The organism is Sporosarcina sp. YIM B06819 (assembly GCF_033485175.1).
In the GTDB taxonomy this organism is placed as follows: Bacteria; Bacillota; Bacilli; order Bacillales_A; family Planococcaceae; genus Sporosarcina.
The window spans coordinates 1-26,218 of record NZ_JAWLIQ010000022.1 but is presented as its reverse complement, the minus strand read 5'-3'; the positions used below and the strand labels follow the sequence as shown (position 1 = coordinate 26,218).

Sequence of the window (26,218 nt, the reverse complement as noted above, 5' to 3'; positions counted from 1 at the left end):
TAATCCCTCCGGTACACAATTTATTTTTGTAAGTCAGGTCGTAATTTCACCGCTTCATTTTGATAAATATGTTGTATGAATCGCTGTGGGGTATCCGTATTGACATGCATAAGTGCTCTAATACAAAGTGGCATTGCTCCCGGCACGTCCATCTCGTGCGTACACATAACAGGTACATACGTCCAGCCTTCAATTGTGCGAACCGCTTTTGCCGGGAAAGCGGATGTCACATCCTTCGTCGTCGAAATAAGCACAGAAATGATATCTTTCGGTGAAATTTTGTTAGCCTCCGCCATTTCAATGACAAGTGCTTCTGTCGCCTTTAAAACAGTCTGCTCGTCGTCTAATTCGACAGTCGTTGCACCTCGTAATCCTCTAACCATCATAGTGTCCCATTCCCTTCTACGCGTCGCCTTAGCTGTTCAAAGGCTTCCTCGCACTGCTCTTTTGATAGTTCTTTGACAAATGGATTGCCCACTGTGTCCAGCAATACAAAATTCAACCTTCCAAAAGAAGCTTTTTTATCTTTTTCCATATAATTCATAAATACTTCGAATGTATGATCATAAATCGGTTGGAATGTATATCCATGTTTATCCAAAAACACAATGAAGCGTTTTGTAAATTGTTCATCAATCGTACCGTGTCGCTCGCTTAAAATGAGGCTGTAAGCCATACCAATCATTACGGACTCCCCGTGGCTCAAGCCGCCAAACCCACATGCTGCTTCCACCGCATGACCAAATGTATGACCAAAATTAAGGTATTTCCTCGTGGAATGTTCAAATTCATCTTCTGCTACAATTTTAGCCTTCACCTCAGTGCCTTTCAGCAGTTCAGCGGACAACCAATCAATAGCAGGTTGTGAGAAAGAGGGATTGGACAGTAATTCGTCCGACCACTCTCCATCCGATATCAAAGCATGTTTCAATAATTCTGCCATACCCGACCGAATTTCTTTCGCTGGTAAGGTGGTAAAAAGAGACGTATCAAAGAAAACACCAGACGGTTGATGGAAGGAGCCTACCATATTTTTCCCTTCCGGCATATTAATCGCCGTTTTTCCGCCCACCGCACTATCATGAGCCAAAATCGTTGTCGGACATTGCAGGAAACGGATACCGCGCATAAACGTCGCTGCGACAAATCCAGTTAAATCGCCACAAGCACCACCACCAAACGCAATGATTAGCGAGTCGCGCGTGAATTTTTCATTTAACAAAAATGACAGACAATCAACATAGACAGCAGGCGTTTTACAACTTTCGCCCGCCGGCACTGTTTTCACGACAACGTCACGATTGGTGAATGTCAACGCTTGTTGCAGGAGCGGTAAATGGATGGTGGCCACTTGTTCGTCTGCTAGGATCGCGATTCGATCCGCACGTTCAAAGAGTTCCGCATAATCAGTGGCAAACAACGCATAGGTATGCTGACCAATATGAACATCGTATTCATGATTCTTAATGTTGACCGTCAGTTTCCCCATAGTTAAAACTCCTTTACGTAGCGTCTGTATTGTGCAATCTCCTTTTTAAGCCCGTCCATCGTATCTGAGCGGAATTCCTCCATAATGGCTTTAGCCATTTCAGTAGCAATGACATGCTCTGCTACAACGGAAGCTGCTGGGACTGCACAAGGATCTGAACGCTCAATCGTAGCCACAAACGCCTCTTTTGTATCAATATCCACACTTTCAAGGGGCTTGTAGAGCGTAGGGATCGGCTTCATAACACCTCTGACAACAATCGGCATACCTGTTGTCATCCCACCCTCAAGACCGCCCAAACGATTAGACTTGCGGGTATAGCCCTGTTCTTCATTCCAAGCAATTTCATCATGCACTTGACTGCCTGGCATTTTCGCCATATCAAACCCGAGTCCGATTTCCACACCTTTAAATGCATTGATGCTCATCATCGCCCCAGCAAGTTTGCCGTCCATTTTACGATCAAATTGAACATAGCTGCCGATACCCGGAGGACAACCTTCAATAATGACCTCTACAACACCACCAACTGTGTCTCCACGGCCTTTTGCATCATCGATGGCCTGCACCATCTGTTTAGATGCTTCAGGGTCTGCACAGTAAACAGGGTCATTTTCAATGATGTCACGTAACTCCTGCGCCCCTTTTCCTGCATATGTATCTGGGTTTGTTGTGAATCCGCCAATATCAGTTACATGAGCGACCGTTTCAATATCTAATTCACGCAAAAACTGCTTCGCTACCGCTCCAATTGCTACGCGCATTGTTGTCTCACGAGCAGATGATCGTTCCAACACATTGCGTAAATCGCGATGGCCGTACTTCATGCCCCCCACAAGATCCGCATGACCCGGTCTCGGTCTTGTAATCTGTCTCTTCACATCTTCTGGTTTAACGTCCTCTGGCAATGGCTCGATGCCCATAATGGATGTCCAATGCTTCCAATCATCGTTGACCACCGTCAACGTTACTGGAGAGCCTAACGTCTTGCCATGACGAACTCCTGACGAGATGATAACCTGATCTTTTTCGATTTGCATCCGTCTGCCACGGCCATGCCCTCCCTGCCGTCTTGACAGTTCACCATTAATCATTTCAGCCGTCAATTCCATTTGGGCAGGTAGCCCTTCAATAATTGCCGTCAATTGCGGACCATGTGATTCTCCTGCTGTAAAATACCTCATTTCATTTCCCCCTCCAACTATCTGTTTTATCCCGCATTAACGGGCAGTAAGGCATTCACTATAAACTTCGGATTAACAAATAGGTTAGCCTGAGTTTCAACTGCCCGTAAATGCCCGATTGGTTCAACTAACAGCCAGCGGGGGGAAAACGCCCCACTGACTGAAGTTTCACTTTATAGCACCTTACCAGAGTAAAGTCCGTTTGACTATATGTTTATATGAAAAATATCCGGAAAGATACCCGGATATTTCGAACTTTCTTATACTTTTCTGTAAAAGAACGTATCTTCAGACTCGAAACCATACTTAGCCGGATTGAATATCTGTTCAGTACTCCCGACAAAAAGAATTCCGCCCGTTTTCAAAGACTTGGAAAAATTCATGTAAATTTGATCTTTTGCTTCCTCTGTGAAATAAATCATGACATTGCGACAAACAATTAAATCGAAGCCAGTATCAAAGCGATCTTCCAGCAAATTTTGCTGTTTAAACGTTACCGTCTTCTTGATTTCATCTTTCACCTGAAAAAAATGACCATCATTGTTAAAATGCTGCTTCACGACCGGTGCTGGTACTTCCTTCAATGACCTTTCAGGATAAAGACCAACCTTCGCCCGCTCTATAACACCTAAATCGAGGTCCGTCGCTAAAATAGCGATATCACGTACGGGCACATGCGAAGATAATACCATCGCTAGGGAATAAGGTTCCTCCCCCGTCGAGCAAGCAGCACTCCAAATTTTCAGTTTTTTATTTTGAGCAAGCAACTTCGGGAAAATCTTTTTTTCAAGCACATCCCATCGCTGGGCATTGCGGTAAAATTCGGAGACGTTGATCGTCATCCTGTCAAGAAATTCTTCAAGCAACTCGTTATCATTATGTATCGCCTCGAAATAATCCTTAAAATTTCGATAACCTTTTTTCTCATAAAGAGATGTAAGTCTCCTCTTCATTTGGGCTTCTTTATACAGTGATAAATCGATGCCCGTCTTCTTCTTAATATTTCCGATAAATGCGGCATAATCCGGCAATGTAACCCCTCCCGTTCATATGTTCCTTCTAGTATAGCCGATTAGAAGCAATTACGGAATAAAAAAAACAGCCGAGCACGAATGCAAGGCTGTTTTTACGGATATTTATGGATTAGTTAATCCAGTTATTCATTGTTTTATCATAAGAAACAAGCTCTGCTTCATTGAAGAAAAGACCGATTTCACGAACTGCTGATTCCGGTGCATCAGAACCGTGAATGATGTTTTTACCGACAGTAACTGCGAAGTCACCACGAATTGTTCCTGGTGCAGATTCTTTCGGGTTTGTTGCGCCTGTCATTAGACGACCAACAGAAATCACGTTTTCGCCTTCCCATACCATTGCAAATACAGGACCTGAAGTAATGAAGTCAACAAGTTCGCCGAAGAATGGACGTTCTTTATGCTCACCGTAATGTTGCGCAGCAAGTTCTGGTGTAATTTGCATAAGTTTCGCGCCTACAAGTTTAAATCCTTTGCTTTCAAAACGGCCTACGATTTCACCGATTAGATTACGTTGTACGCCGTCAGGCTTAACCATTAAAAATGTTCTTTCCATGTGTAAACACTCCTTCTTGTATGTATCCGGATTTCTCCTTGTCGATCGTACCATCCAGCGCTTTATCTTTCAACTAAAAACCAATTAATATTTACGTTTCCCAATAAATTCAGCAATTTGCACGAATGCTTTTTTCGCATCTCCCTTAGGCAAGTTGTCTAATTCATTGAGTGCTTTTTGCAAATATAAATCACTCACTTGTTGCGCTTGCTCAATGGCGCCTGTTCCCCGAATATAATCAAGCATCTCATCCCGCTCACATTCTGTTAATGTTCCGTCAAACGAACGCTCCATATACGGTTGAAAGACAGGGTCATCTTTTATGTATAAAATAGGCAACGTCAAATGTCCGTTCAATAAATCACTACCCGCCGGTTTTCCAAGCTGTTTGTCCGTCGAAGTAATATCGAGAATATCATCCACAATTTGAAATGCCATTCCTGCATAATAACCGAATCGACGCATTTTCCCCACAACAGCCGAATCTGCTTGTGAGACAAGAGCGCCCAACTCACAGCTTGACGATAGCAACAGTGCTGTCTTACGTTTAATGCGGCGCAAATAATCACGGATTGTCTGATCAGTTTTTCGTTGATGATCAATCTGGATGATTTCCCCTTTGCAAATTTCAAGCATCGTCTTTGCAAGTAACTGATGAACAGCTGGTAGTTCAATCTCTCCGATGGATGTCAGCGCACGAGAAAAGATAAAATCCCCTGTATACATGGCTATCCGGTTATCCCAGCGTGCCTTCACCGTCTCAAAGCCCCGACGTATATCTGAATCATCGATGACATCATCATGGACAAGAGATGCCATATGGACAAGCTCAAGAGACACTGCTACTTTCGATACGTCCTCCAAAGAATAGGAACCAAATTTGGAAGCCAAAATCACAAAAATAGGACGTATTCTCTTTCCACCAGCACGAAGTAAATGCAGTGATGCTTGCTGGATGATTGGGGAAGAGGAATGGACGGATCGTTCAAGTTCCTTTTCTATATATGCGATGTCCTTTCGAAAATCGGCATAAAGTGTCATTAACTTCAATTTCTCCAAAACGATTACCTTCCCCCGCGGTCTTTATTGTTTATACCCTACATGGCCTGCCGCCGCACCACCACTATATGTTTTATAGGACACTGTTGCAAAGCCTGCTTCTGTAAATAGCTGTGCAAGCTGTTTCTTACCAGGAAAATCATCTGCTGATTCTTGCAGCCATGAATATTCCTTATAGCTTTTCGCAAATACTTTTCCGAGGACAGGCATAATAAACTTAAAATAGAATCGGAACACTTGCCTATAAACTGGAATTTCAGTTTGAGAAGTCTCCAAGCAAGCAATCATACCACCCGGCTTTAGAACACGGTTCATTTCTTTCAATACCGTCAAATAATCCGGTACATTACGCAATCCGAAGCCAATTGTCACATAGTCAAATGAATTATCCGAGAAAGGTAACTCCATCGCATTGCCTTGGACAAGCTTAATATTAGGATATTGAGCAGTTTTAGGTCGACCTGCTTCTAGCATACCTTCACTAAAGTCAAGACCTGTTACATGACCCGTAGTTCCAACTGCATCAGCTAGCGCAATCGTCCAATCTGCCGTCCCACAACAGACGTCTAATACTTGTGATCCTTCACGAACATCCATCCGCATCATGATATCATTACGCCATTTTTTATGTTGGTTAAAACTGATGACGGAATTCATCTTATCATAATCGACAGATATTTTTTCAAAGACTTTATGGACCTTTTGCTCTTTAGAAGTTACCAAGGGGCATTCCTCATTTCTTTAGGGTCAATTCGATTTTCCGAGAAAGTGGCAACGCTAGGCTACGGATTTCCTGTTGTAAAAATGGCTCCAGAAAATCTGACGCCTGAAGGGCCTCCCGCAGTTCGTCATGCAGCAGTTGCGTCGCATGACTTGTCTTTGCTCCATTTCCATCTTCCAAACAAAGAAGCGGCAATGCTGCATTAGCAAGCATTACGTAGCGTGAAAAACCGAATGTATGCAAGAAATCCGTTATACATCCCGCCTCAATGATTCGAACAGCCTCAATCAATTGTTCAGGTTCGTCAGGTAGCTGTTGGTGAAGTGTGGTTTTCACCTCGTTAATGCGCCCAATTGTTTGTGACAACGATTGAATGAAGCCTAATTCTGGAATTGACGCAAGAAGTCGATAATGGACCCCACTAAAATAATCGCCTGATAGTACTGTGAGCTGTTGCTGCTTGGATGTAGCATCTGACACATCAATCGTATCGTGTGCATCAAATGCAGCATGGACAGCGCCCACAGCGATTGCTGCTGTGTTTAAACGCTCCGTCCATCGTTCCCCGTTCAACATTGGTAACAGAAGGAAGAAAGCTTTCGCAGTGTCCATTGGTAGCTGCCCAGCGTCCCTGTCTACAATGGGCTCGTGCAAGGCTCGCTCTAATTCACTACTATATTTTTCGATATACTGTTTAATTTTTTGTCTTTCCATCGTCGGATCTCCATTCAAAGACGTCTCCGGAAGAGTGTGTCATAGACGAATTAGTCTTTCGCTTCGCTTGACACAACACCATATGCCGTATGAACGTCGGCTTTGCCGCGTATTTTCATCGCTGACGTATGTTCAGTAAACTGGGCAATCATGACTTCACCACGGTCTAATTTTTCCGTATGATGAAACTTTGTATCATTGCCTCGCGTCAATCCGATGACGTTTACGCCATCCTCTTGTGCTTTAATCACAATATAGTCAGGTTGTGTCATATTTACCGCTCCCGTCTGTTATATACTGACTCATCATATCATAAAAAAGAACTTGCCCGCAAAGGACTCAAGTCATTTTAATAAGTGACAAAATTTCAGCCCGTTTTACATCGTCTTGTTCATAAATACCTCGTGCCACTGTTGTCACAGTTTTTGCACCCGGTTTTTTAATGCCTCGCATCGTCATACACATATGCTCTGCCTCAACAATGACATAGACACCGATTGGATTCAACATGTCCATCATGGCATCTGCCACTGTGGATGTAATTCTTTCTTGTAATTGGGGCCTTCTGGCAGTTGTTTCGACTGCCCTTGCCAATTTACTAAGTCCAGCAACTGCGCCGTCACGTGGTATGTATGCTATATGTGCATGTCCGAAAAATGGTACAAGATGATGTTCGCACATCGAGTGGAAAGGGATATCTTTGACAAGTACAACTTCATCATGATTTTCGTGGAAAACCGTTTTAAAATAATCTTTTGGATCTTTGTTTAAACCTTCGAATACTTCGGCATACATTTTCGCAACTCGCTTCGGAGTATCGATCAGACCTTCACGTTTCGGATTTTCACCGATTGCTTCAAGGATCATTGTAACTGCCTTCTCTATCTTCCTATAATCGACATCATTTAACATAACGAATCCTCCTAAAGTCGAAAATCAATTACGCCTTGGCGTAATTGCGTCCAGATTTTGAATCGAGCGGGAGGCCTACAGTGGGGAAGGATTGAACTGTATCCTTCCTTGTTGCGAATCGAACTGCGCAGGGTTCGATTTGCCGTATTTCTGTGTTCTTTGCAGAAATTAAGGCACTTTCTAGATATCTCGCAATTAGACTGCCCTCCTTAGCTCCTTTCAAAATCTGTGACATCCGCCGGAAGCTTTATCAGGGAGGAATCGAACTGCATTCCTCCCTGATAAAGCTATTCCAACAAAAATAGTAGCATACTCGCTCATTTCCGTACAGTTCACTTACTTCTTTTTAGCGGTAAAAGGAAAGAAGTCCGACCAAAGTACCTGATAATCAGATACGCCGGACGGACTTCTATGTAAGCTAAAAAATTATTTCACTGCGTCTTTAAGCGCTTTACCCGCTTTAAAAGCAGGAACTTTGCTTGCAGCAATATCGATTTCTTCCCCAGATTGCGGGTTACGTCCTTTACGAGCTGCACGCTCACGAACTTCAAAGTTTCCGAAACCAATCAGTTGTACTTTATCACCCTTTGCAAGAGTAGACTGGATCGTTTCGAATACAGATTCAACAGCTTTTGTAGCATCTTTCTTTGTTAGACCTGCTGCTTCAGCCACTGAGTTAATCAATTCTGTTTTATTCACACCATTCACCTCCCCTCAAAGGAATTCACCAAGCTTTAATACTGTAAAAAGAGTATCACAACAAAATCCGCGACGCAACAATATTATCGTTATTTCCCCATTATCATGCGCTTTCTACACAAAAACGCAGAAAAAGATCCGTTTTTGACGGATCTTTTCCCTTTATACGATAAAAGTAATCATGCCTTTATTACCGTCGTTGACCATTTGCTCGATTGTTTCACGTAGACGTTTTCTTGCATTTTGTGGAACAGAAGCCGTTTTAAAGCGGATACTTTCCTTCATAACCTCATGAAGCGGGGTACCAAAAAGTTGAGTTTCCCACAGTGCCTCTCTGTCATGCAAATAAGCATTCTTTAATTCTTTTAATAGATGATGGCTGTGAAATTCGGAACCAATAAGAGGGGAAAATTCCGCTTCCATATCGACTCGAATAATATGAAGTGACGGTGCCGTCGCTTTCATGCGTACACCAAAAAAGTTGTTCTGTTTAATCAATTCCGGTGCAGAAGGATTGAAATCCTCAATCGTCGGAAGTGCAACACCATATCCTTGTTTTCTAGCTGTTTCAATTGCCTCCGCATACATATTATAAGACTTTTTCGCTTTGGCAGCTTCTTTCACAAATAACAACCAATCTTTTTTGGTCCCAATTTCCTGTCCAGTAATGCCTTCACAAATTTCTCTGAAGGCCTGTTCATCCATGTCAATTTTCACAATTGCTCTACCTTTGCCTGCATCTACTTCGATGACTTCAGCGTTTCTGACATACTTCTCATCCTTTAATCGCTCTGCAAGCTCCTGCACTTTACGAATCTTGGATACTTCGAGAAAACCTTCATTGATGACCCTATCGATATTGGCATTTAACTCATGCTCACTACCAAGTACATCCATCCAGTCCGGCTTTTGAATATCGATATCCGTAATCGGGAATTCATACAGCGCTTCTTTTAAAATGAGTTGAATTTCTTGTGCATTCAATTGGTCTGCACTGATTGCGATAACAGGTACTCCATACGTTTCATGTAACTGGTGTTTCAGGGCTACCGTTTTATCGTTAGCTGGCATCTTAGAGTTCAAAACGATAACAAAAGGTTTACCAATGTCTTTCAATTTATTAATAATTTCAACTTCCGCAATTTCAGCAGCAGCCCGCGGAATATTATTGACTGTGCCATCCGTTGTGACGAGAATACCGATGGTAGAATGATCCCGAATCACTTTGTCTGTTCCGATACGTGCCGCCTCTTCAAATGGGATTGGCTCATTATGCCATGGCGTATGAACGTATTTCGGGCCATCCTCATCTTCATAACCTTTCACACCGTCAATTACATAGCCGACACAATCAGCAAGCCGGATTTGGAATTTCAGTTCACCATCTCCCACTGCTACCGATGTCCCCTGTGCAGGCACAAATTTCGGTTCCGAAGTCATAATAACGGGCCCTGGTGAGCTTTGTGGCAGTTCGTCCTGTGCTCGAATCCGATCTGACGCCTCCGTCATATTCGGAATGACGACTTCTTCCATTACCCTTTTCACGAATGTAGATTTCCCTACACGAACAGGGCCAACAACTCCGATATAAATATCACCGTCTGTACGTCTAGCTAAACTTTCATACAATTCTTCTTTCACTCCATCGCCCTCCTTTTCTGCGCATATTAGTTTATGTATCAAAAAAACGTTTCATGCGCGTGGCACGAAACGTTTTTTAACTTTATTCAGTGAGTGTTCACAACTTCACTGAATAAAGTTAAGCCTCCGGCGGATGTCACAGATTTTGAAAGGAATTAATTGAGCAAGCTCAATTCAAAATCTGGACGCAAACACGCCGGCGCGTGTTTGATTTATTTCATAAAGATAGGTTCGTTCTGCTCATTCACTGTATAAGGTCGTGAATAGGCCGGTAACACGGGGTAATTATCCGACAATAGATAGCGAATATCTTCTCCTTGTTTCACATCGGGTTGTTGTTCTTGCAGTATACGATTCAAGTCAATGGAATAGTCGATATAAAATATCCCATCTCCTCCAATGACAATTGGCAACAAAGTATCCGAATATGGACTTGGAACAGTTAACGGTTCCTTGAAGCCCATCGTTTTAAAATCAATTTCATAGACATTTTCGCCCACAGCATCTTTAAATGGCACACGTCCATTGATATTTTTGCGCAAATTTAATTCACGAATCCGTTCCGCAGAGCGTAAATCTACCAGTTTGACAGTTGGGGTCGTTTCAACATCCATTAGCACATATTGATAAATTCCACCTGTTTCATAGCTATTCGTGGGTAGTTTTTCTGTGTAAGCTGGTACGATTTTGGAAAACTCAATTGGATATTTAATATAGATATCCGTTTCAAGATCCCTTGTTTTAATCGGCAACAAGCCCCCCGTACTTTCCTGGTAGGCATTAACTGCTTTTTGAATGGTCTCCAATTGATCTGCATAAGGCGTTTGTTGAGCCGCCGTTTCATCATCTGGATACATACAACCTGAAAGGAGTAACATGATAGAGGAAAGCAAGACAATCCCCATTTTTTTCACTGTCAATTTCATCATACTCCTCCTGTCGGGCCATTAAACACAAGGTAAATCATCGCTAAAAACGAGAAAATAAGTAGAGCGTAAGCGATGATGGCAAACAATAATTTAAGTACTTTATTTTGAAGCTTATGTCGGCTCGCATAAATAAGACCCATGGAAATAACCATGAATCCCATTGCGTAAAAGGACAGCCACATTTTATCCATCGAGGACAAGAGAGGTCCCCCTTTCTTAAAAATCAAAAAAAGAATGCACAGTGCTAAATACTGATACCACAATCCGATTCAATTCAGCGATGGTCAAATAAATCTTCTACTTCCTGCTTTTTCATCCGGTTCATTAATTGGTCAACCGCTTCTTTTGGAGGAACATCTTCAAACAAAATAGAATAGAGTGCTTCTGCCAGCGGCATAGAGACATCGTGGAGGATTGCAAGCTGGTGGGCTGCTTTAGCTGTCCTGACACCTTCTATGACCATTCCCATTCCAGAAACGACCTCATCTAAGCTATTCCCTTGGCCGAGCATGTTGCCCGCCTTCCAGTTACGTGAATGAACACTCGTACAAGTCACGATGAGATCACCAAGGCCTGTTAGCCCAGAAAACGTCAAAGGATTTGCGCCCATCTTCATACCAAGTCGCGATATTTCTGCTAAACCACGCGTGATCAGGGCAGCTTTTGCATTATCGCCATACCCGAGTCCATCAGAAATACCTGCGGCCAACGCCATGACATTTTTAAGAGCCGCTCCAATTTCCACGCCTACAATATCCGGATTTGTATAAACGCGGAAATATTTATTCATAAACATGTCTTGCACGCGTTCTGCCGACTCTAAATCGACTGAAGCAGCTGTCACTGTTGTTGGGTGCCTTAGCACAACTTCCTCCGCGTGACTTGGCCCAGAAAGCGCTACAATGGCCTGTACATTTGCAGGGTCCAACTCTTCTGCAATCATTTCAGATATCCGCTTCAATGAATCTGGCTCAATTCCTTTTGAAACATGGACGATGAGTTTGCGCCCAATCACCATACTATTGAGTTCAGAGCATATTTGACGTATCCCTTTTGTCGGAACAGCGATGATCACGATATCACCGTGCATCGCTGCTGCTTTCAAATCGGATGTCGCTGTTAAAGTTGTCGGCAAAGAAACCCCTGGCAAATAATCATGATTCGTATGTTCATCATTTATTTCAGCGGATTGGACGGGGCGTCTTGCCCACAGTAGACAGTCATGGCCATTTTCTGCAAGAACAAAGGCAATTGCCGTTCCCCAGCTTCCAGCGCCGATAACAGATACTTTCTCCATTGGTTACATCCTTTCTCCTAATATCAATCGCGCCTCGGCGTGATTGCGTCCGGATTTTTTCGAGCTTGGGGCCTACAGGGGGAAAGGATTGAATTGCATCCTTCCTTGTAGGTCATGCAGTCATTGCCACAGGACGTGGCGCACTTAGGTTGCCTAGCTTTATCTGAATTCAGATAAAGCTATTTAGCTTCTTGCTCGTGTAATGAGTCGAATTGGTGTTCCTTCGAAGCCAAATGATTCTCGAAGGCGGTTTTGTAAAAAGCGCTCATATGAAAAGTGCATAATTTCAGGTTCATTGACAAAGACAACGAACGTTGGCGGCTTAACGGCAACTTGTGTCGCATAGTATATACGCAGACGGCGACCTTTTTCTGATGGTGCTGGATTTCTAGCAACAGCATCCTCTACCACTTCATTCAAGACGCTTGATTGAATGCGTAGTGCATGATTTTCACTAATTTGCTTAACTTTATCGAACAATGTTGTCACACGCTGCCTTGTTTTTGCTGATACAAATGAAATTGGTGCATAATCAAGAAATTGGAAGTTATCACGAATATCCTCAATATATTTATTCATCGTTTTATCATTTTTTTCAACAGCATCCCATTTGTTAACGACAAACATAACGCCTTTTCCAGCGTCTTCTGCATAACCTGCAATTCGCTTGTCCATTTCACGAATACCTTCTTCTCCATTGATGACGATGAGAACGACATCGGAGCGGTCAATTGCTTTTAACGCACGAAGCACAGCGTACTTTTCGACGTTTTCATAAACTTTTCCTTTTTTACGCATACCTGCTGTATCAATAATCTTATATTTTTGTCCATCATATACATATGAGGTATCAATAGCATCTACCGTTGTTCCAGCTATACTGCTGACAATGACACGTTCTTCGCCCAAAAATGCATTGACGAGAGATGATTTTCCAACATTCGGTCTACCGATTAATGAAAAGCGAATTACATCATCCTCTATAGGTTCATCGCCTGGTTCTGGGAAGCTTTTTGCGACTTCATCCAGTAAATCCCCAAGCCCAAGTCCGTGAGAACCTGAAATCGGGTAAGGATCTCCAAATCCTAGTGAGTAAAAATCATAAATCATATCCCGCATATCGGGATTATCAATCTTGTTTACCGCAAGAACGACAGGTTTTTTCGTTTTGTACAAAATTTTAGCCACTTGCTCATCCGCGTCAGTGACACCTTCACGACCATTCACAAGGAAAATAATAACATCGGCTTCGTCAATTGCAATTTCTGCTTGCGAACGAATTTGCTCAAGAAAAGGCTCATCCCCGATATCAATCCCACCCGTATCAATGAGGTTAAAGTCATGGCTCAGCCAATCTGCCGAGCTATAAATGCGGTCACGAGTAACACCCGCAACATCTTCTACAATCGAAATTCGTTCTCCAACGATTCGGTTAAATATTGTCGATTTCCCGACGTTTGGTCTTCCGACAATCGCCACTGTTGGTTTAGTCATAATCATACATCCTTCCAGCTTATCTTCTTCATATTATACACAAAAAAGATGATGATGCTATAAAAGCATCATCATCTATGCAAGTACTTGCTCATATTTGTTCACATACCGTCCAAAATGGCAGTATTAGTTTGAAAACTTCTTCAGCTGATCCCCAATTACATCGCTCAATGAAAAGCCAGATGCTTCTTCAGGCATCTCATAGTCCCCATAGGAGGAGTTACTGTTGTCTTCTTTTTCAATCAAATCTTTGATGCTTAAAGACAGACGTTTTTCTTCACGATTGACTTCTAATACCTTCACATCAACTTGTTGACCTTCTTTTAATACTTCATGAGGCGTGCCAATATGTTTATGGGAAATGCGTGAAATATGGACAAGCCCCTCGACACCTGGCAATACTTCCACAAATGCACCGTATGACACGAGACGTTTTACAGTCCCTGTCAACACAGCTCCTTTTGGTGCTTTGTGTTCAATTCCTTCCCAAGGTCCAGGCAATGTTTCTTTAATCGACAATGAAATTCGTTCTGAATCGCGGTCGACAGAAAGGATTTTCACGTTCACTTTGTCGCCTTCTTTGAGAATGTCTGACACTTTGTCAATATGATCATGCGATAATTGTGAAATATGGACAAGTCCATCTACCCCACCAATATCAACGAAAGCCCCGAATGATGCCAATCGTTGGACAGTTCCTTCCAACACTTGACCTTCTTTAAGATTTTCCAACACAGTCCCTTTTTGCGATTCCTTCTCTTCTTGAATAACTGCACGATGAGAAAGGATGAGTCGGTTTTTCTCTTTGTCCATCTCGACGATTTTAAATGTCATCGTCCGTCCTTTATACTCTTCAAATGATTCAACGAAATAATCTTCCACAAGAGACGCTGGGATGAAACCACGTACACCAAGGTCTACGACTAGTCCGCCTTTGACGACATCTCTTACTTCTGTTTCAATTGTTACTTTGTTGTTAAACTTTTCTTCTAAAGAATCCCATGAGTCTTCTGCATCGACTTTCCGTTTTGACAGGACGTACGTGTTATCTTCCACCTTCATGATGATCAATTCAAGTTCATCACCTTCTGCAACTGCATCCGCAGCTTTTTCAATATGAAGGCTGGACAATTCACTAATTGGAATTACACCATCAAACGGTGCACCCGTAATTTCAACTGTCACCGATTTGTCTTCAATTTTCGTCACTTTCCCAGTAACCCGATCACCTTCATTGTAGCTGTTCACCGTTTCCAAGTTCATCTCTTCAGTCATTATGTAGTCCTCCTCTATAAAGAATTCTACTTCTATATTATTCGAAACAATTGATAAAAACAAAAATTTACACTTATTTTATTTCTTATGCAGTTCAATCAGTTTTCGAATTTCATCCATAATGACCGCGGTCACTTCTTCGGATGAAGCACGTCTTTCACGATAAGGCGCTACGTCAATCGGCTTGCCATAGACAACTTTTAACTTAGCGAAGCGCTTGTACGGCCCGATAATCGCACAAGGCATGACGACCGCTTCCCCCTTCAGCGCAAAGAAACCAGCACCCGCAAGACCTTCCCCTAATTCACCTGTTTTACTTCTCGTCCCTTCAGGAAACAAGCCGACAACATCTCCTGCTTTAAGGATTTTCAACGCCTTGCGAAACGCTTCCCTGTCACTCATACCTCGCTTTACAGGAAAAGCATTAACACTTGGAAGCACATTTTTTAGAATAGGTGCACTGAAAAGCTCTTCTTTCGCCATGAAGTGAACCGTCCTTGGGCAAGTAATCCCCACAACTGGTGGATCAACATTTGCAATGTGGTTCGTACAAAGAAGGACGCCTCCCTCCTCCGGAAAATTCTCCTTGCCAATCACTTTAATTCGATAAAGCGGATAAAAGATAGCACTACACAAAAACTTTCCTAGCGGGTATAAGTTCATAGACGTATCCTCTTTTCAGCAAGTTCACTGATTTGATTCGCTACTTCTTCAATTGACATTGATGTCGTATCTATCAGTACAGCGTCTTGTGCTTGGCATAGCGGAGAAACTTCCCTTTCACTATCCGCACGATCCCGTTCACTAATTTCAGCTTTCAATTCATCAAGAGATGTTGTGATGCCATGCTGAATATTTTCAATATGGCGGCGCAATGCCCTCTCCTCCACAGATGCCGTCATAAAAATCTTCAGTTCCGCATTTGGCAGAACAGCTGTCCCAATATCACGTCCATCCATCACAACACCCGTCCCTTCCGCAAGTTGACGTTGTTTTTCAACCATTAGCTCACGGACTCCTGAATGGACTGCAACAGCGGATACCTGTGCCGTTACTTGCTGCGATCGTATTTCTTTTGTTACATCAACACCATCCACGATAACTGCTTGCCCTGCTTTAGACGGAGATAACACAATTTCTGTCTCCATCAACAAACTGTGAAGTTCTTCACCGTTACTAGTATCTATGCTGTGGCTTATCGCTTTATGCGCAAGTGCTCGGTACATTGCACCCGTATCGATATACGTATACCCTAGTTTTTCAGCTGTCATTTTGGCAATTGTACTTTTTCCAGCTGCAGCAGGACCGTCGATTGCGATTTTTATAACTCTTGTCATGTCATCTACCCCCGTAGTCATTTCGACAACATTGTAACATATAGAAAAGGGAAAAGTCCCCTTCACGCAGACTTTCCCCTTGATCATTTTTTATCTATTTCTCATTTTTAACTGCCGCTCGAAACAAAATCGAATAATAGATTGACTGTCCATCGGTTCAATGTTCTCAAATTGTAACGACGCGATTTTTCTGCCGCCTTTTTCCCAAATTCTAATAGTTCTTGCATTGACCTTGACATATTTTATTTCTTTGTTCATGAATGGCAAAACAATGGTCAAATTAACGATGTCTTCTGCCTCGAAAGGGACTCTTGCAGGAAGGTTAAGCGCCACTCCGCCCGCACTTAAATCCTCAGCTACCAAACGACTAATCTTGCCATTATTTTCAACAGCAATATCAAGTGCTGTTTCCACCCTGACAAATTCACGTCTTTGGATTTTGATAAGTTGTTCGTCACCTGGATAAGTTAACCTAAGCATTGGGATCCCTTTGTTTAACCGACCATTTACTTCAGTTCGAAAAGCATATGACATTTTCAAGTCGTCTACGAAAGAAACAAGCAGTTGTGTTCCATCCAAGAAAAATGCAGTTTTTCCTGTTTTGATATGTGTCGGATAATCAACCATTACAAACCCGTCGCCCATATCAACTACTTTACTTTTATATTTCTCACTATCTTTTGTAAAGTCCGTGTCGATGACAATGATTGTCCCGATCGAAAGTAGCATTCCAAAACACCTACCATCTCATGTCTTAATGTTCAGCATCAGGTACTTTCCTAATGCTATTCCTCTATCCATTATGTCATGAAGGGTAGGAAATTCCAATGGCTTTTTATTGCAACTTCTCTGTTTTAATCACTTCAGACGTTTCCGTATCAATAATAACCGCATATGTGCCAATTTCCCCATTTTCGTCCACTGTAACTGTTAAATAATGCGTTAACCGCTGTTCCAATCTGTCATTTTCTACATACGCCAGCTCTTCCTTTGCAACCGTGACATTGGAGTGGAAAAATTTCTTCCAATCCATTTTCACAATAGGCTGTGGTGCCGTTTTTTCTTTTCGAATATATTCGGAAGCATCAAGTCCAACGATACCGCCATTATCTTTGGCAACCTTTAAATGAATCACATCGGAAAATACTTTCGCTTTATATTCTGGCTCAACTCTTACATAGACAAAATGCCAGGCTGTATTATTTTCCCTTGATTCTTCATAGACGAGGTCTTTATACCCCGCATCTTTTAAAAACTTTTCAGCATTTTTTTGAATATCGTCAAATGGCAAGCTTTTCTTGCCGAAAGGCCTTTCAGAAAGGAAAGATAAGACGTGACCTCCTTTTTCTGTTATATCAACATAGCCAATGGATTGATTTTCCGCAAAACGAATATGATAAAAAGGATAAGGTGATCCTGGCTTACTCGTTTCAACACCAATTATTTCATTGGATACAGACGGAAATAATCTTTTGAATTGATCAACAGCCTCTTCACTGGACACTTTAGCATCAGCCATATCACGCAAATCTTTTTTCTTCATGGAATCCGATTCACTGGCCGTTAACGGAAAATCACTTTCCGTATATTGCTTTACCGCAGTCCCCATTCCGGCCCAATCATGTCCTTTCTCGGTAGAGTCCAGCCTGTTCTTCCACTCATCCATCGACAGTCTTCCATTGACCATCCCAACCGTTGCGACTTCCCATTCATCGGCTAATGTACTGAGATTTTTTGAAGCTTGTGCCATAACTTTGTGGTACTCTGTGTGGTCTTCTGCACGAGTAGCCTCTTTCGCATAGTTGCCAAGCCTTCCAAGATAATTCAACCATGAGGTAGAAAAACTGTTGTCTAATGGTAATGATGAAACGGAATTTTTGATGTCAGAAGACAATCTCCAAATATCTTCACGTGCTTTTTCAGAGCCGTCAGATTCGTTAAATAATAACGTCTTCTTAACAGCCGTATTAAGCTCCTCCAATTTCTGCGATGCATCTGTTATCTTACTAGCGTATTGCCCACTGAGCGCAATGGAAAGTTGCTCATTTTCAGCTGCTTTCCCTACGGAGAAAATGGATAATGCGGCTATGGAATAAACTAAGACAAATATCAATTTTTTCATAACTCGGCAAAAAGCCTCCTTTCGTCACTCCTGTATCAGCTACAAAAAATATGCAAGCCAATTTTCTTAATTTGCGGTCGTGACCAAATCCATTTACTCGTCGCGGTAATGGGATTGAAATAATATATGGCATTTTCAGATGGATCCCAGCCATTGATGGCATCTAGGACCGCCTCTTTTGCTCGCTCGTTTGGCGTTAACCATATTTGACCATCGGCGACAGCTGTAAATGCACCCGGTTGGAAAATAACGCCACCTACTGAATCAGGAAATTCGGAGTGCTCTACCCGATTCAAAATGACCGCCGCAACCGCAACTTGGCCATCATAAGGTTCTCCCCTCGCCTCTCCGTACACAGCATTCGCCATTAACTGAATATCTCGTTCCGAATACTTGGAAGGTGCTTGGATAGTATCTTTTTTCCCTGTCCCTTGTGCCACTTGGGATGATAGTGGTTTTCCACCGTAATGTGTAAATTTATTCCCTTTGTTTAAATTATCTTTGACAAATTTCTCATCATACTTTGAAACATCGGTTAGCTTCTTTTTAGTCTTCGTTCCTGCAATTCCATCAATAGGGAGCCCATACTTGGCTTGAAAATTTCGCAATGCCCAATACGTTCCATAGCCGAATTTACCGTCAATCGTTCCCGTATAAAAGCCGATGTACTGAAGTCGCGACTGCAATTCGATAACATCATCGCCAGCAGCACCGCGTGTCACTACTTGCGAACTAAATGCTCCGATTTGAACGGGTGACGTAGCATATACACCTCCGAGGAGAAGGATGACTGTGATAATTCGAATGATCAGCTTTTTCAAATTCATTCCTCCTTTTCTTTCAGTTTGTCCAATGTCGGCGAAATTATTTATAGGCAATGTAAAAATAAAAATGATCCGGCATAAGCCGAATCATTTTGTCATTGTTCGTGTTTTTCGTCTAAATTGCTGCATGGCGAAAGTATGGGCATATTTAACTCGCGTTAAGCCAAACCACCAAAGGAATAGCATAAACGGGACGATTAAGTACTGGGAGAGAGCATTTATCGCAAAAATTCCGTTATACATAAAGTGAAGGCAATATGGGGCGAGAAATGCTAGAAATAAATATTTATTAATATTAGATTCCACAGCAAATTTTGCACGGCCAAAATAATACCCCATCACGACTCCAAATAAGGCATGACTTGAAACTGGTAATAGCGCGCGCATGAAAGCAACGTCAGCACCGAATGCCAGTAGATAAATGATATTTTCTACGGTAGCAAATCCTAGTGACACGCTTGCACCATACAAAATCCCATCATAGGCATCTTCAAATTCAACATGACGGTAAATCGCAATAAGTAGAATAAGCCATTTGAAAAATTCCTCGAGCCCACTCGTAAAAATAACATTGCGTATGAAGTATTCAGAAAAAATATTTTCTTCCTCAAAAACATGCTGAATGAACATAATTGGAAAAGTCATAATAGCACCATATATGAATGTATGAAATAATGTAAGTGATGGTTCTTTTGCAATTTGTTTTCTCAAATAAAAATAGCTGAAGAGCGCCAATCCCGGCGCAATTGCCACAGTAAGCAATATGATCATAGGCGCACCCCCATTCCAACCTATTATACCATGAATTACCTTTCAAAGGAGGTTACAGTTTGAAGAAAAATATCCTATTAATCCATACGGGCGGAACCATTTCGATGCAGTTAAATACAGAAACGGGCGGCGTCATTTTAAGTGCCGCAAATCCCCTAGCAATGGAGATTGACAACATTCAGCAGTTCGCAAACATTACCGAGGTGGAGGCTTTTAACTTACCATCGCCCCATATTACACCCGAGCATATGCTGACATTGAAAATGATGATTGAACAGCAAACCGCAACGAATCATTTCGATGGTGTTGTTATCACGCACGGCACGGATACACTTGAAGAAACGGCCTACTTTTTAGAACTCTCGACGAACTACGCCATTCCCATTGTGCTAACAGGTGCCATGCGCTCTTCCAATGAAATCGGGGCGGATGGAGTTTATAATCTGATGGCAGCCGTCCGGGTGGCCGCAGCCGATAATGCTAATGACAAAGGCGTTCTCGTTGTGTTGAATGATGAAATTCATACAGCGACAAATGTAACGAAAACACATAGCAGTAGTGTCTCAACTTTTCAAAGTCCACAATATGGACCTATTGGCATTGTGACCAAATCGGCGATTCATTTCCACCATGCGCCTTTAGCTCGGATTTGCCTTCCTGTGGATGCCATTCGAAAAAAAGTAGCCATGTTCAAAATCTATGCAGGTATGGAATCAGACATGCTCCATTCGATCGCTACACTCGGCTATGACGGCGTCGTACTAGAAGGTCTAGGACAAGGCAACGTACCGCCAGCATTACTGACAGGCATTGAGTATTTACTGAAGGCCAATATTCCGGTCATTGTCGTCTCACGTTGCTTTAATGGCATTGCACAGGATATTTATGCTTATGAAGGCGGAGGTAAAATGCTGAAGGATATGGGTGTTCGGTTTGAGCACGGGTTAAGCGGCCAAAAAGCACGCCTAAAGCTACTGCTGGAACTTTGTTCGGGGTAAGTTAGCAAAAGCTTTACATTCTAAAAAGGCTACCCTTCACAACCAATAGGTCAAAGGGTAGCCTTACATTATTTCACAACAGTCCGTTTTGCTCCGATAGCCCGAGCAATCATACCCCCATGAAACTTGCCGTTTTCAATAAATATTTCATTTGCGTTATTCCCTGCAGCGATAACCCCAGCAATAAAGAGCCCCTCTACATTCGTTTCCATCGTCTCTTCATCAAAAGTAGGACGACCACTTTCTTCATCAGTAGAAATACCGATACTCTCCAAAAAAGTATAATCCGGATGATAACCAATCATCGCAAAAACATAATCGTTTTCGATGATAGAAGTCTTCCCTTGTTGTTCAATCGTTACAGTCGAATTTGTAATTTCAACAACCTGCGCATTAAAATGCATATCAATGTCACCCGCTCGAACGAGACTATCAAAGCCAGGTAAAATCCAAGGTTTGACGCTTGGTGAATAATCGGAACCGCGATAGACAACCGTCACCGATGCACCAGCACGTTGTAATTCAAGTGCCGCATCGACGGACGAGTTCTTGCCGCCTATTACGACCACTTTCTTCCCGAAAAACGGATGGGCTTCCTTGAAATAATGGAAGACATTCGGCAAATCTTCTCCTGCTATGCCTAGTCGATTTGGATTGTCATAGTAACCCGTTGCAATGACCACATTTCCAGCGAAATATTCGCCTTTATCTGTCACAATACGAAAGCCTTCACTTTCCTTTTTAACATCTTCCACTTTTTCAAAGCTATTAATGGCAATCTCTTTCAGCTCTGTAACTTTTCGATAATATACAAGTGCATCATTCCGTTGCGGCTTATCAATCGCAGTGATAAATGGAATATCGCCAATGGACAATTTAATACTTGAACTGAAAAATGTTTGATGCGTCGGATAATTATAAATCGAGTTTACAATATTGCCTTTTTCAATGACGAGCACATCGAGTCCCAACTGCTTTAATTCAATTGCCGCAGACAGACCACACGGCCCGCCCCCAACGACGATTGCATCTTTTCGTATCATTTCCAAATTCACAACTCCTTTGGTACACTTTCTGCATAATTGATAGTAATTACATGGCATTCCGGTGCGGCACCAAGGCGCAGCGGCAGCGTGGACGTGCCATAGCCATTGCTGACCAGTTTAGCACGGCCATCATGCAGTCGAAATTCACCTTTTTCCTGCAAACCCCACTTCCCCAATCGAATTTGCCCGCCATGCGTATGACCGGCCAGCATCAGCCGAGGACGACAGAACTGCTCCACTTTTCTAAATACGGCTGGTGTATGCGTCACAACAATCATTTCCTCATACTGATGATGATTGCGGAGTGTCGAATCAATATCAACATTGCGACTTGAAGGATCATCCGTTCCGCATATCCCCCAACTAGAATGTCCGGGAACGGTCACACTGTCATTATCAAGGATTTTGCCACCATAACGTGTAATAATGTCTCTCATCTCTTGTTCCCCGACTTCACGATCATTATTGCCCCATACATAAAATAGCGGACCAAGTCGTGCCAGATGTTCGACATTTTTAGCGATATTCGCTAGTGGGACCCCCTTTTCTGCAAGGTCACCTCCAATAATAACAACATCAATTTCATGAGTGTCACGAATTTTCGCCAATAGTTTCTCATCAACTTTACGACGATGAATATCAGAGATAAAAAATAACGTGAGTTGCTTATCGACAGCTTTGCCTGTTTCAACATTCATTTCATGGTAGATGACGTTTCTTTGTCTTGCATTCATAAACATAAATGCCAAAAATCCACTCATCATTGAAAGGGCTATCCATACCATTTTATTGACCGTAACCATGCCCTCCTCCCATAAGAAAAAGGCAAAGGATCCTTTGCCTTTTTGTATTTTGTATTTAATCAAGGAATCTTGAGCGTCTGCCCGACCATAATGTCATTCGATGATAAACCATTCGCGCTTTTAATTTTTTCAACTCCTACATCCGAACCGTAGTAATTGATAGAAATTCGGTAAAGCGTTTCGCCGTTAGCCACTTTATGTGTTTTTACGGTTGACTGTTGTTGCGGTTTTTCTTCTGGTTTCTTTTCTGGAGTAGGATTGACGTTCACCACTGGCTTAGTTTCCGGTTTTTTTTCAGGTTCTGGCTTCGATCCAACGTCATCTTTGCTTTTTTCCTCGTCATCCTCACCCAAAGCTATATCCTTATCAAGATTATCTTTTTGTACATCAGCTTTATTATTTGCTGTTTCTTCATAGCGCACATCCGTATCTCCATCTTTCGCTGCCGGGTTACTGCCTGGATTATAAAAATCAGACACAACGTACACCAAAATAATAACTGGAATGAGTGTAAATAATCCTAGGATGACATTAATCAGTAAATGGCTGGGCTTCTTTTTCGACTTACGGCCTCTCCTATGCACCTCGGCACGCGAAGGAAGACTATCACCATCCTGATCAATTTCCTGCCTATGTTCTTCAAATTCAGTTTTATAATCATCTTTTTTCATACCACATTCTCCTATCACATCGTGCTATTCCTTCATTATGACGAATTTTGTCGTAAAAATCAACGGCTAACAGACCCGTTAACCTAGTAGCTTAGTAAGTCTTTTCTCCCAATCTAACTTCGGTTTGTCTGAAACAATTGGTTTTTGTCGCTCTAACCATAATCCATCGGCTGTACCACAGACGGAGCAGCAAAACTCCGGAGAACTATCACAATATTCACCGAAAAACAACAATATTTCTTCCCGAATACATCTTTCCGAACGAACTAAACGCAATATCTTTTGTAGTTGTACCTCTTTATCTTGAATTAATTCTGCCATACGCTGAATAACCTCTTCGATTGGCATCCGTTCTCTATAATAGTCTATGACACGTTTGCCTGTTTCGCTAATCTGAGCCCTTTCCGCCGCTTCTTCAGCCGGAATATTTTCTGCGATACAGCTTTCATAATGCCTAATTTCCCATTCTTGCGGAATATCATCCTGGACAATGAAACGCATCCTTCCTTCATCATCCGGTGTAAAAAGTAATGTTGCTGCCGATTGTTCGCCATCACGTCCCGCCCGACCTACCTCCTGAATATAACCAGCAATTGCTTGAGGGACATGCTCATGAATAACCTGACGAATATCGTCTTTATGTATACCCATCCCAAATGCATTGGTCGCACAAATCCAACTCATTTCCCCTGTAATGAATTGCTCTTGGATAAACGCGCGGTCTTCCTGTTCCTTCCCCGCATGATAAGAGGCAACAGATACCCCCAACTCCCGAAGAGTGACAGCCAGTTCATCTGCACGTTTTCGCGACGCCACATAAATGATGCCTGGACCGACTGTCTCTGTCACTCGTTCCTTAATCCACTCAGTTTTCAAAGTTTCATTATCCACTTTAATAATCGAATAGGAAATATTCGGGCGATCCAACGACTGGCGATGAATGGCCGGAGATTGGAGCTGCAAATACTGAATGATGTCAGCTACAACTTTATCATCCGCTGTCGCTGTCAGTGCAAGAACGCTTGGACGATTCAGTTGTCCAAACAACTCGCCTATCCGTAAATAATCTGGCCTAAAATCAAAGCCCCATTGCGAAATACAATGCGCCTCATCGACGACAATTAACGATAATTCCAACGTTCGCAGAAGCATGACCATATTTTTACGCAACAGCATTTCAGGTGAAATAAAGATGAATTTATAACGTCCTAGTTCAGCCAAAATCCGTTTCTTGTTTGAAAATGATAGAAATGAGTTCAACGCAACAACACGTTTTTCACCATTCTTTTTCATAATTGCTACTTGGTCTTCCATTAACGCAACGAGTGGAGAAACGATTAACACTGTGCCAGGCAATACATAGGCCGGCAGCTGGTAGCACAGCGACTTTCCCACTCCTGTTGGCAAAATGGCAAGCGTGTCCTTGCCAGTAATGACATCACGAATCACCGCTTCTTGCCCCGGTCTAAATTGTTCAAAACCAAACTTTTCATGCAATATTTTATCAATATCCATTAGTTCTCTCCGTTACAGAAAACTTATAAAAAGTTATAAAACACCTAACTTTTACGTTTCATTGCTTCTTCATCGAATCTGCTTTCGCCGCTTTTTCGCTACTTGCATTTGAGATAACTCTCCAAAGCCTTCCATTCCCGACTAACGAATCGGTACATATCCTACAAGTATTCACATGCCTATTTGCAGACATGGTGTACTCTTTTCACCGTAGCGTTTTAGATTTAATGCTGCTTGAACGTCTCGATCTACCCTGTTCCCACATGGACAAATGTATAGACGGTCGGACAGCTTTAAATCTTTTTTCAACTGCCCGCAATGAAAACATAATTTAGAAGAGGGATACCACCTATCCGCAAGTATGAATCGAACGCCATTCCGCTCACTTTTATACGCCACTTGTCTTCTAAATTCACGGAATTTCTGTTGTTGGACTGCCTTGGCCAGATGTTTGTTTTTCATCATCCCACTTACATTCAAATCTTCTAACACGATAAACTTTGGTTTTCGGTTCACGATTTCAGAAGTAATGTGATGCAAGTAGTTTTGACGAATATTCGTTAGTTGTCTTGAAATGGTTAAAAGTTGTTGCTCGCTTTTTATAATGTTACATGTTTTCTTATAACGTTCTCCCTCCATATTGTATTGGTATTTTCGAGATACCTTGCGCTGTAACCGCCGCTTTCTCTTTTCCAGTTTTCTCGCTTTTTTCGTTTTGTTAATGTTCGGATAGACAGCGCCATCCGAGCGAATTCCTAAGTTGGTAAGACCTAAGTCAATCCCAATACCTTCGTTCTTCGGGTATTCATGACAGGTGTAAACGATGACACCTACAGAAATCCACCAATGTAAACCATCGAACCTAATGCGAGGATTGATATATTTCACACCTTTCCCGGTAGGAATCCAATCCTTTTCAACGAGTCGAATCCAGTTTATCTGTTGCTTATTTTTCCGCTTGTTTTCAGCAAATCCTTCCACTTTTACATGCGTTGCTGTAAACCGGATTTTCAATGGATCCTGGTAAAAACTTGGCACGGTTCCTCTTTTCGATTTGAATGTTGGATGCTTCGCTTTCCCATTGAAGAATTTTTTGTAGGCACCGCAAGCATCTTTTATCGCTTGCT

The 26,218-nt window shown here is 42.3% G+C and carries 29 protein-coding genes; 1 reads left to right on the top strand and 28 read right to left on the bottom strand.

Going from position 1 to position 26,218, the window contains the following annotated elements; genetic code table 11:
* Positions 1-20: 20 nt before the first annotated feature.
* From aroH to prsW, 23 genes are all read right to left on the bottom strand, one after another.
* Positions 21-383: a chorismate mutase gene (gene aroH, locus R2B72_RS14385; protein ID WP_318617343.1), complete on the bottom strand. Its 363-nt coding sequence runs from the start codon at positions 381-383 to the stop codon at positions 21-23.
* Positions 383-1,489 (bottom strand): 3-dehydroquinate synthase, encoded by a 1,107-nt coding sequence (gene aroB, locus R2B72_RS14380; RefSeq protein WP_318617342.1) that lies wholly within the window; start codon positions 1,487-1,489, stop codon positions 383-385. Before aroB ends, aroH begins: the two co-directional genes overlap by 1 nt.
* A gap of 2 nt (positions 1,490-1,491) precedes the next feature.
* A complete protein-coding gene (aroC, locus tag R2B72_RS14375) occupies positions 1,492-2,673 on the bottom strand; it encodes a chorismate synthase (RefSeq protein WP_318617341.1) in 1,182 nt (393 codons plus the stop codon).
* Positions 2,674-2,933: 260 nt separating this feature from the next.
* On the bottom strand, positions 2,934-3,704 hold the full coding sequence (locus R2B72_RS14370) for a protein-glutamate O-methyltransferase CheR (RefSeq protein ID WP_318617339.1): 771 nt from the start codon (positions 3,702-3,704) through the stop codon (positions 2,934-2,936).
* 112 nt (positions 3,705-3,816) lie between these two features.
* On the bottom strand, positions 3,817-4,263 hold the full coding sequence (gene ndk, locus R2B72_RS14365) for a nucleoside-diphosphate kinase (RefSeq protein ID WP_318617338.1): 447 nt from the start codon (positions 4,261-4,263) through the stop codon (positions 3,817-3,819).
* Between the two features lie 84 nt (positions 4,264-4,347).
* A complete protein-coding gene (locus R2B72_RS14360; protein WP_318617336.1) occupies positions 4,348-5,322 on the bottom strand; it encodes a polyprenyl synthetase family protein in 975 nt (324 codons plus the stop codon).
* 24 nt (positions 5,323-5,346) lie between these two features.
* Positions 5,347-6,045 (bottom strand): demethylmenaquinone methyltransferase, encoded by a 699-nt coding sequence (locus R2B72_RS14355; RefSeq protein ID WP_318617334.1) that lies wholly within the window; start codon positions 6,043-6,045, stop codon positions 5,347-5,349.
* 10 nt (positions 6,046-6,055) lie between these two features.
* Positions 6,056-6,757 carry a heptaprenyl diphosphate synthase component 1 gene (locus R2B72_RS14350; protein WP_318617332.1) on the bottom strand — a complete coding sequence of 234 codons (702 nt, stop codon included), beginning with the start codon at positions 6,755-6,757 and terminating at the stop codon, positions 6,056-6,058.
* A gap of 50 nt (positions 6,758-6,807) precedes the next feature.
* Positions 6,808-7,029, bottom strand: coding sequence for a trp RNA-binding attenuation protein MtrB (gene mtrB, locus R2B72_RS14345; protein WP_318617331.1), 222 nt, complete (start codon positions 7,027-7,029; stop codon positions 6,808-6,810).
* A gap of 67 nt (positions 7,030-7,096) precedes the next feature.
* Positions 7,097-7,669 carry a GTP cyclohydrolase I FolE gene (folE, locus tag R2B72_RS14340; protein ID WP_318617330.1) on the bottom strand — a complete coding sequence of 191 codons (573 nt, stop codon included), beginning with the start codon at positions 7,667-7,669 and terminating at the stop codon, positions 7,097-7,099.
* 426 nt (positions 7,670-8,095) lie between these two features.
* A complete protein-coding gene (locus tag R2B72_RS14335; protein WP_318617329.1) occupies positions 8,096-8,368 on the bottom strand; it encodes an HU family DNA-binding protein in 273 nt (90 codons plus the stop codon).
* 162 nt (positions 8,369-8,530) lie between these two features.
* Positions 8,531-10,009 carry a stage IV sporulation protein A gene (gene spoIVA / locus R2B72_RS14330; protein ID WP_318617328.1) on the bottom strand — a complete coding sequence of 493 codons (1,479 nt, stop codon included), beginning with the start codon at positions 10,007-10,009 and terminating at the stop codon, positions 8,531-8,533.
* A 212-nt stretch (positions 10,010-10,221) separates the two neighbouring features.
* The gene (locus tag R2B72_RS14325; protein ID WP_318617327.1) at positions 10,222-10,935 is read right to left on the bottom strand and encodes a hypothetical protein; all 714 of its coding nucleotides are present in this window, start codon (positions 10,933-10,935) and stop codon (positions 10,222-10,224) included.
* Complete coding sequence (locus R2B72_RS14320; protein ID WP_412177860.1) at positions 10,935-11,129, bottom strand: DUF2768 domain-containing protein; 195 nt, start codon at positions 11,127-11,129, stop codon at positions 10,935-10,937. Before R2B72_RS14320 ends, R2B72_RS14325 begins: the two co-directional genes overlap by 1 nt.
* Before the next feature lie 83 nt (positions 11,130-11,212).
* The gene (locus tag R2B72_RS14315; protein WP_318617325.1) at positions 11,213-12,235 is read right to left on the bottom strand and encodes an NAD(P)H-dependent glycerol-3-phosphate dehydrogenase; all 1,023 of its coding nucleotides are present in this window, start codon (positions 12,233-12,235) and stop codon (positions 11,213-11,215) included.
* A gap of 183 nt (positions 12,236-12,418) precedes the next feature.
* Positions 12,419-13,729 (bottom strand): ribosome biogenesis GTPase Der, encoded by a 1,311-nt coding sequence (der, locus tag R2B72_RS14310; protein ID WP_318617324.1) that lies wholly within the window; start codon positions 13,727-13,729, stop codon positions 12,419-12,421.
* 126 nt (positions 13,730-13,855) lie between these two features.
* A complete protein-coding gene (gene rpsA, locus R2B72_RS14305; protein WP_318617323.1) occupies positions 13,856-15,004 on the bottom strand; it encodes a 30S ribosomal protein S1 in 1,149 nt (382 codons plus the stop codon).
* Positions 15,005-15,082: 78 nt separating this feature from the next.
* Positions 15,083-15,667: a lysophospholipid acyltransferase family protein gene (locus R2B72_RS14300; RefSeq protein WP_318617322.1), complete on the bottom strand. Its 585-nt coding sequence runs from the start codon at positions 15,665-15,667 to the stop codon at positions 15,083-15,085.
* Positions 15,664-16,341: a (d)CMP kinase gene (cmk, locus tag R2B72_RS14295; protein ID WP_318617321.1), complete on the bottom strand. Its 678-nt coding sequence runs from the start codon at positions 16,339-16,341 to the stop codon at positions 15,664-15,666. Before cmk ends, R2B72_RS14300 begins: the two co-directional genes overlap by 4 nt.
* Positions 16,342-16,431: 90 nt before the next feature.
* Positions 16,432-17,070 (bottom strand): flagellar brake protein, encoded by a 639-nt coding sequence (locus R2B72_RS14290; protein ID WP_318617320.1) that lies wholly within the window; start codon positions 17,068-17,070, stop codon positions 16,432-16,434.
* A 106-nt stretch (positions 17,071-17,176) separates the two neighbouring features.
* Entirely contained in the window at positions 17,177-18,463 is a 1,287-nt protein-coding gene (locus R2B72_RS14285; RefSeq protein WP_318617319.1) for a PepSY1/2 domain-containing protein, read from the bottom strand.
* Between the two features lie 35 nt (positions 18,464-18,498).
* Positions 18,499-19,290: a spore cortex-lytic enzyme gene (gene sleB, locus R2B72_RS14280; protein ID WP_318617317.1), complete on the bottom strand. Its 792-nt coding sequence runs from the start codon at positions 19,288-19,290 to the stop codon at positions 18,499-18,501.
* A gap of 84 nt (positions 19,291-19,374) precedes the next feature.
* A complete protein-coding gene (gene prsW, locus R2B72_RS14275) occupies positions 19,375-20,058 on the bottom strand; it encodes a glutamic-type intramembrane protease PrsW (RefSeq protein WP_318617316.1) in 684 nt (227 codons plus the stop codon).
* A gap of 59 nt (positions 20,059-20,117) precedes the next feature.
* On the opposite strand from prsW, the gene R2B72_RS14270 reads away from it, so the two are divergent.
* The gene (locus tag R2B72_RS14270) at positions 20,118-21,056 is read left to right on the top strand and encodes an asparaginase (RefSeq protein WP_318617315.1); all 939 of its coding nucleotides are present in this window, start codon (positions 20,118-20,120) and stop codon (positions 21,054-21,056) included.
* Positions 21,057-21,124: 68 nt separating this feature from the next.
* On the opposite strand, the gene R2B72_RS14265 is transcribed toward R2B72_RS14270, so the two are convergent.
* The 5 genes from R2B72_RS14265 to R2B72_RS14245 all read right to left on the bottom strand — a co-directional run.
* The gene (locus R2B72_RS14265; RefSeq protein ID WP_318617384.1) at positions 21,125-22,099 is read right to left on the bottom strand and encodes a YpdA family putative bacillithiol disulfide reductase; all 975 of its coding nucleotides are present in this window, start codon (positions 22,097-22,099) and stop codon (positions 21,125-21,127) included.
* 8 nt (positions 22,100-22,107) lie between these two features.
* Positions 22,108-22,905, bottom strand: a complete 798-nt coding sequence (locus R2B72_RS14260; RefSeq protein WP_318617314.1) for a metallophosphoesterase — start codon at positions 22,903-22,905, stop codon at positions 22,108-22,110.
* Between the two features lie 59 nt (positions 22,906-22,964).
* On the bottom strand, positions 22,965-23,576 hold the full coding sequence (locus tag R2B72_RS14255; protein ID WP_318617313.1) for a LysM peptidoglycan-binding domain-containing protein: 612 nt from the start codon (positions 23,574-23,576) through the stop codon (positions 22,965-22,967).
* A 78-nt stretch (positions 23,577-23,654) separates the two neighbouring features.
* Positions 23,655-25,091 (bottom strand): ATP-dependent DNA helicase RecQ, encoded by a 1,437-nt coding sequence (locus tag R2B72_RS14250; protein WP_318617312.1) that lies wholly within the window; start codon positions 25,089-25,091, stop codon positions 23,655-23,657.
* A 171-nt stretch (positions 25,092-25,262) separates the two neighbouring features.
* A partial coding sequence (locus R2B72_RS14245; protein WP_318617311.1) for a transposase occupies positions 25,263-26,218 on the bottom strand: 956 nt, incomplete at its 5' end.

What these genes read in the sequence shown, in the direction of transcription:
- R2B72_RS14350 (WP_318617332.1), bottom strand. Translation starts at nt 6,757, where the DNA reads ATGGAAAGACAAAAAATTAAACAGTATATCGAAAAATATAGTAGTGAA.
- rpsA (WP_318617323.1), bottom strand. Translation starts at nt 15,004, where the DNA reads ATGACTGAAGAGATGAACTTGGAAACGGTGAACAGCTACAATGAAGGT.
- R2B72_RS14290 (WP_318617320.1), bottom strand. Translation starts at nt 17,070, where the DNA reads ATGCTACTTTCGATCGGGACAATCATTGTCATCGACACGGACTTTACA.
- R2B72_RS14260 (WP_318617314.1), bottom strand. Translation starts at nt 22,905, where the DNA reads ATGGTTACGGTCAATAAAATGGTATGGATAGCCCTTTCAATGATGAGT.
- ndk (WP_318617338.1), bottom strand. Translation starts at nt 4,263, where the DNA reads ATGGAAAGAACATTTTTAATGGTTAAGCCTGACGGCGTACAACGTAAT.
- sleB (WP_318617317.1), bottom strand. Translation starts at nt 19,290, where the DNA reads ATGAATTTGAAAAAGCTGATCATTCGAATTATCACAGTCATCCTTCTC.
- mtrB (WP_318617331.1), bottom strand. Translation starts at nt 7,029, where the DNA reads ATGACACAACCTGACTATATTGTGATTAAAGCACAAGAGGATGGCGTA.
- cmk (WP_318617321.1), bottom strand. Translation starts at nt 16,341, where the DNA reads ATGACAAGAGTTATAAAAATCGCAATCGACGGTCCTGCTGCAGCTGGA.
- R2B72_RS14320 (WP_412177860.1), bottom strand. Translation starts at nt 11,129, where the DNA reads ATGGATAAAATGTGGCTGTCCTTTTACGCAATGGGATTCATGGTTATT.
- aroC (WP_318617341.1), bottom strand. Translation starts at nt 2,673, where the DNA reads ATGAGGTATTTTACAGCAGGAGAATCACATGGTCCGCAATTGACGGCA.
- aroB (WP_318617342.1), bottom strand. Translation starts at nt 1,489, where the DNA reads ATGGGGAAACTGACGGTCAACATTAAGAATCATGAATACGATGTTCAT.
- R2B72_RS14250 (WP_318617312.1), bottom strand. Translation starts at nt 25,091, where the DNA reads ATGGATATTGATAAAATATTGCATGAAAAGTTTGGTTTTGAACAATTT.
- R2B72_RS14315 (WP_318617325.1), bottom strand. Translation starts at nt 12,235, where the DNA reads ATGGAGAAAGTATCTGTTATCGGCGCTGGAAGCTGGGGAACGGCAATT.
- R2B72_RS14325 (WP_318617327.1), bottom strand. Translation starts at nt 10,935, where the DNA reads ATGAAATTGACAGTGAAAAAAATGGGGATTGTCTTGCTTTCCTCTATC.
- R2B72_RS14265 (WP_318617384.1), bottom strand. Translation starts at nt 22,099, where the DNA reads ATGATACGAAAAGATGCAATCGTCGTTGGGGGCGGGCCGTGTGGTCTG.
- folE (WP_318617330.1), bottom strand. Translation starts at nt 7,669, where the DNA reads ATGTTAAATGATGTCGATTATAGGAAGATAGAGAAGGCAGTTACAATG.
- R2B72_RS14285 (WP_318617319.1), bottom strand. Translation starts at nt 18,463, where the DNA reads ATGAAAAAATTGATATTTGTCTTAGTTTATTCCATAGCCGCATTATCC.
- R2B72_RS14300 (WP_318617322.1), bottom strand. Translation starts at nt 15,667, where the DNA reads ATGAACTTATACCCGCTAGGAAAGTTTTTGTGTAGTGCTATCTTTTAT.
- aroH (WP_318617343.1), bottom strand. Translation starts at nt 383, where the DNA reads ATGGTTAGAGGATTACGAGGTGCAACGACTGTCGAATTAGACGACGAG.
- prsW (WP_318617316.1), bottom strand. Translation starts at nt 20,058, where the DNA reads ATGATCATATTGCTTACTGTGGCAATTGCGCCGGGATTGGCGCTCTTC.
- der (WP_318617324.1), bottom strand. Translation starts at nt 13,729, where the DNA reads ATGACTAAACCAACAGTGGCGATTGTCGGAAGACCAAACGTCGGGAAA.
- R2B72_RS14255 (WP_318617313.1), bottom strand. Translation starts at nt 23,576, where the DNA reads ATGAAAAAAGATGATTATAAAACTGAATTTGAAGAACATAGGCAGGAA.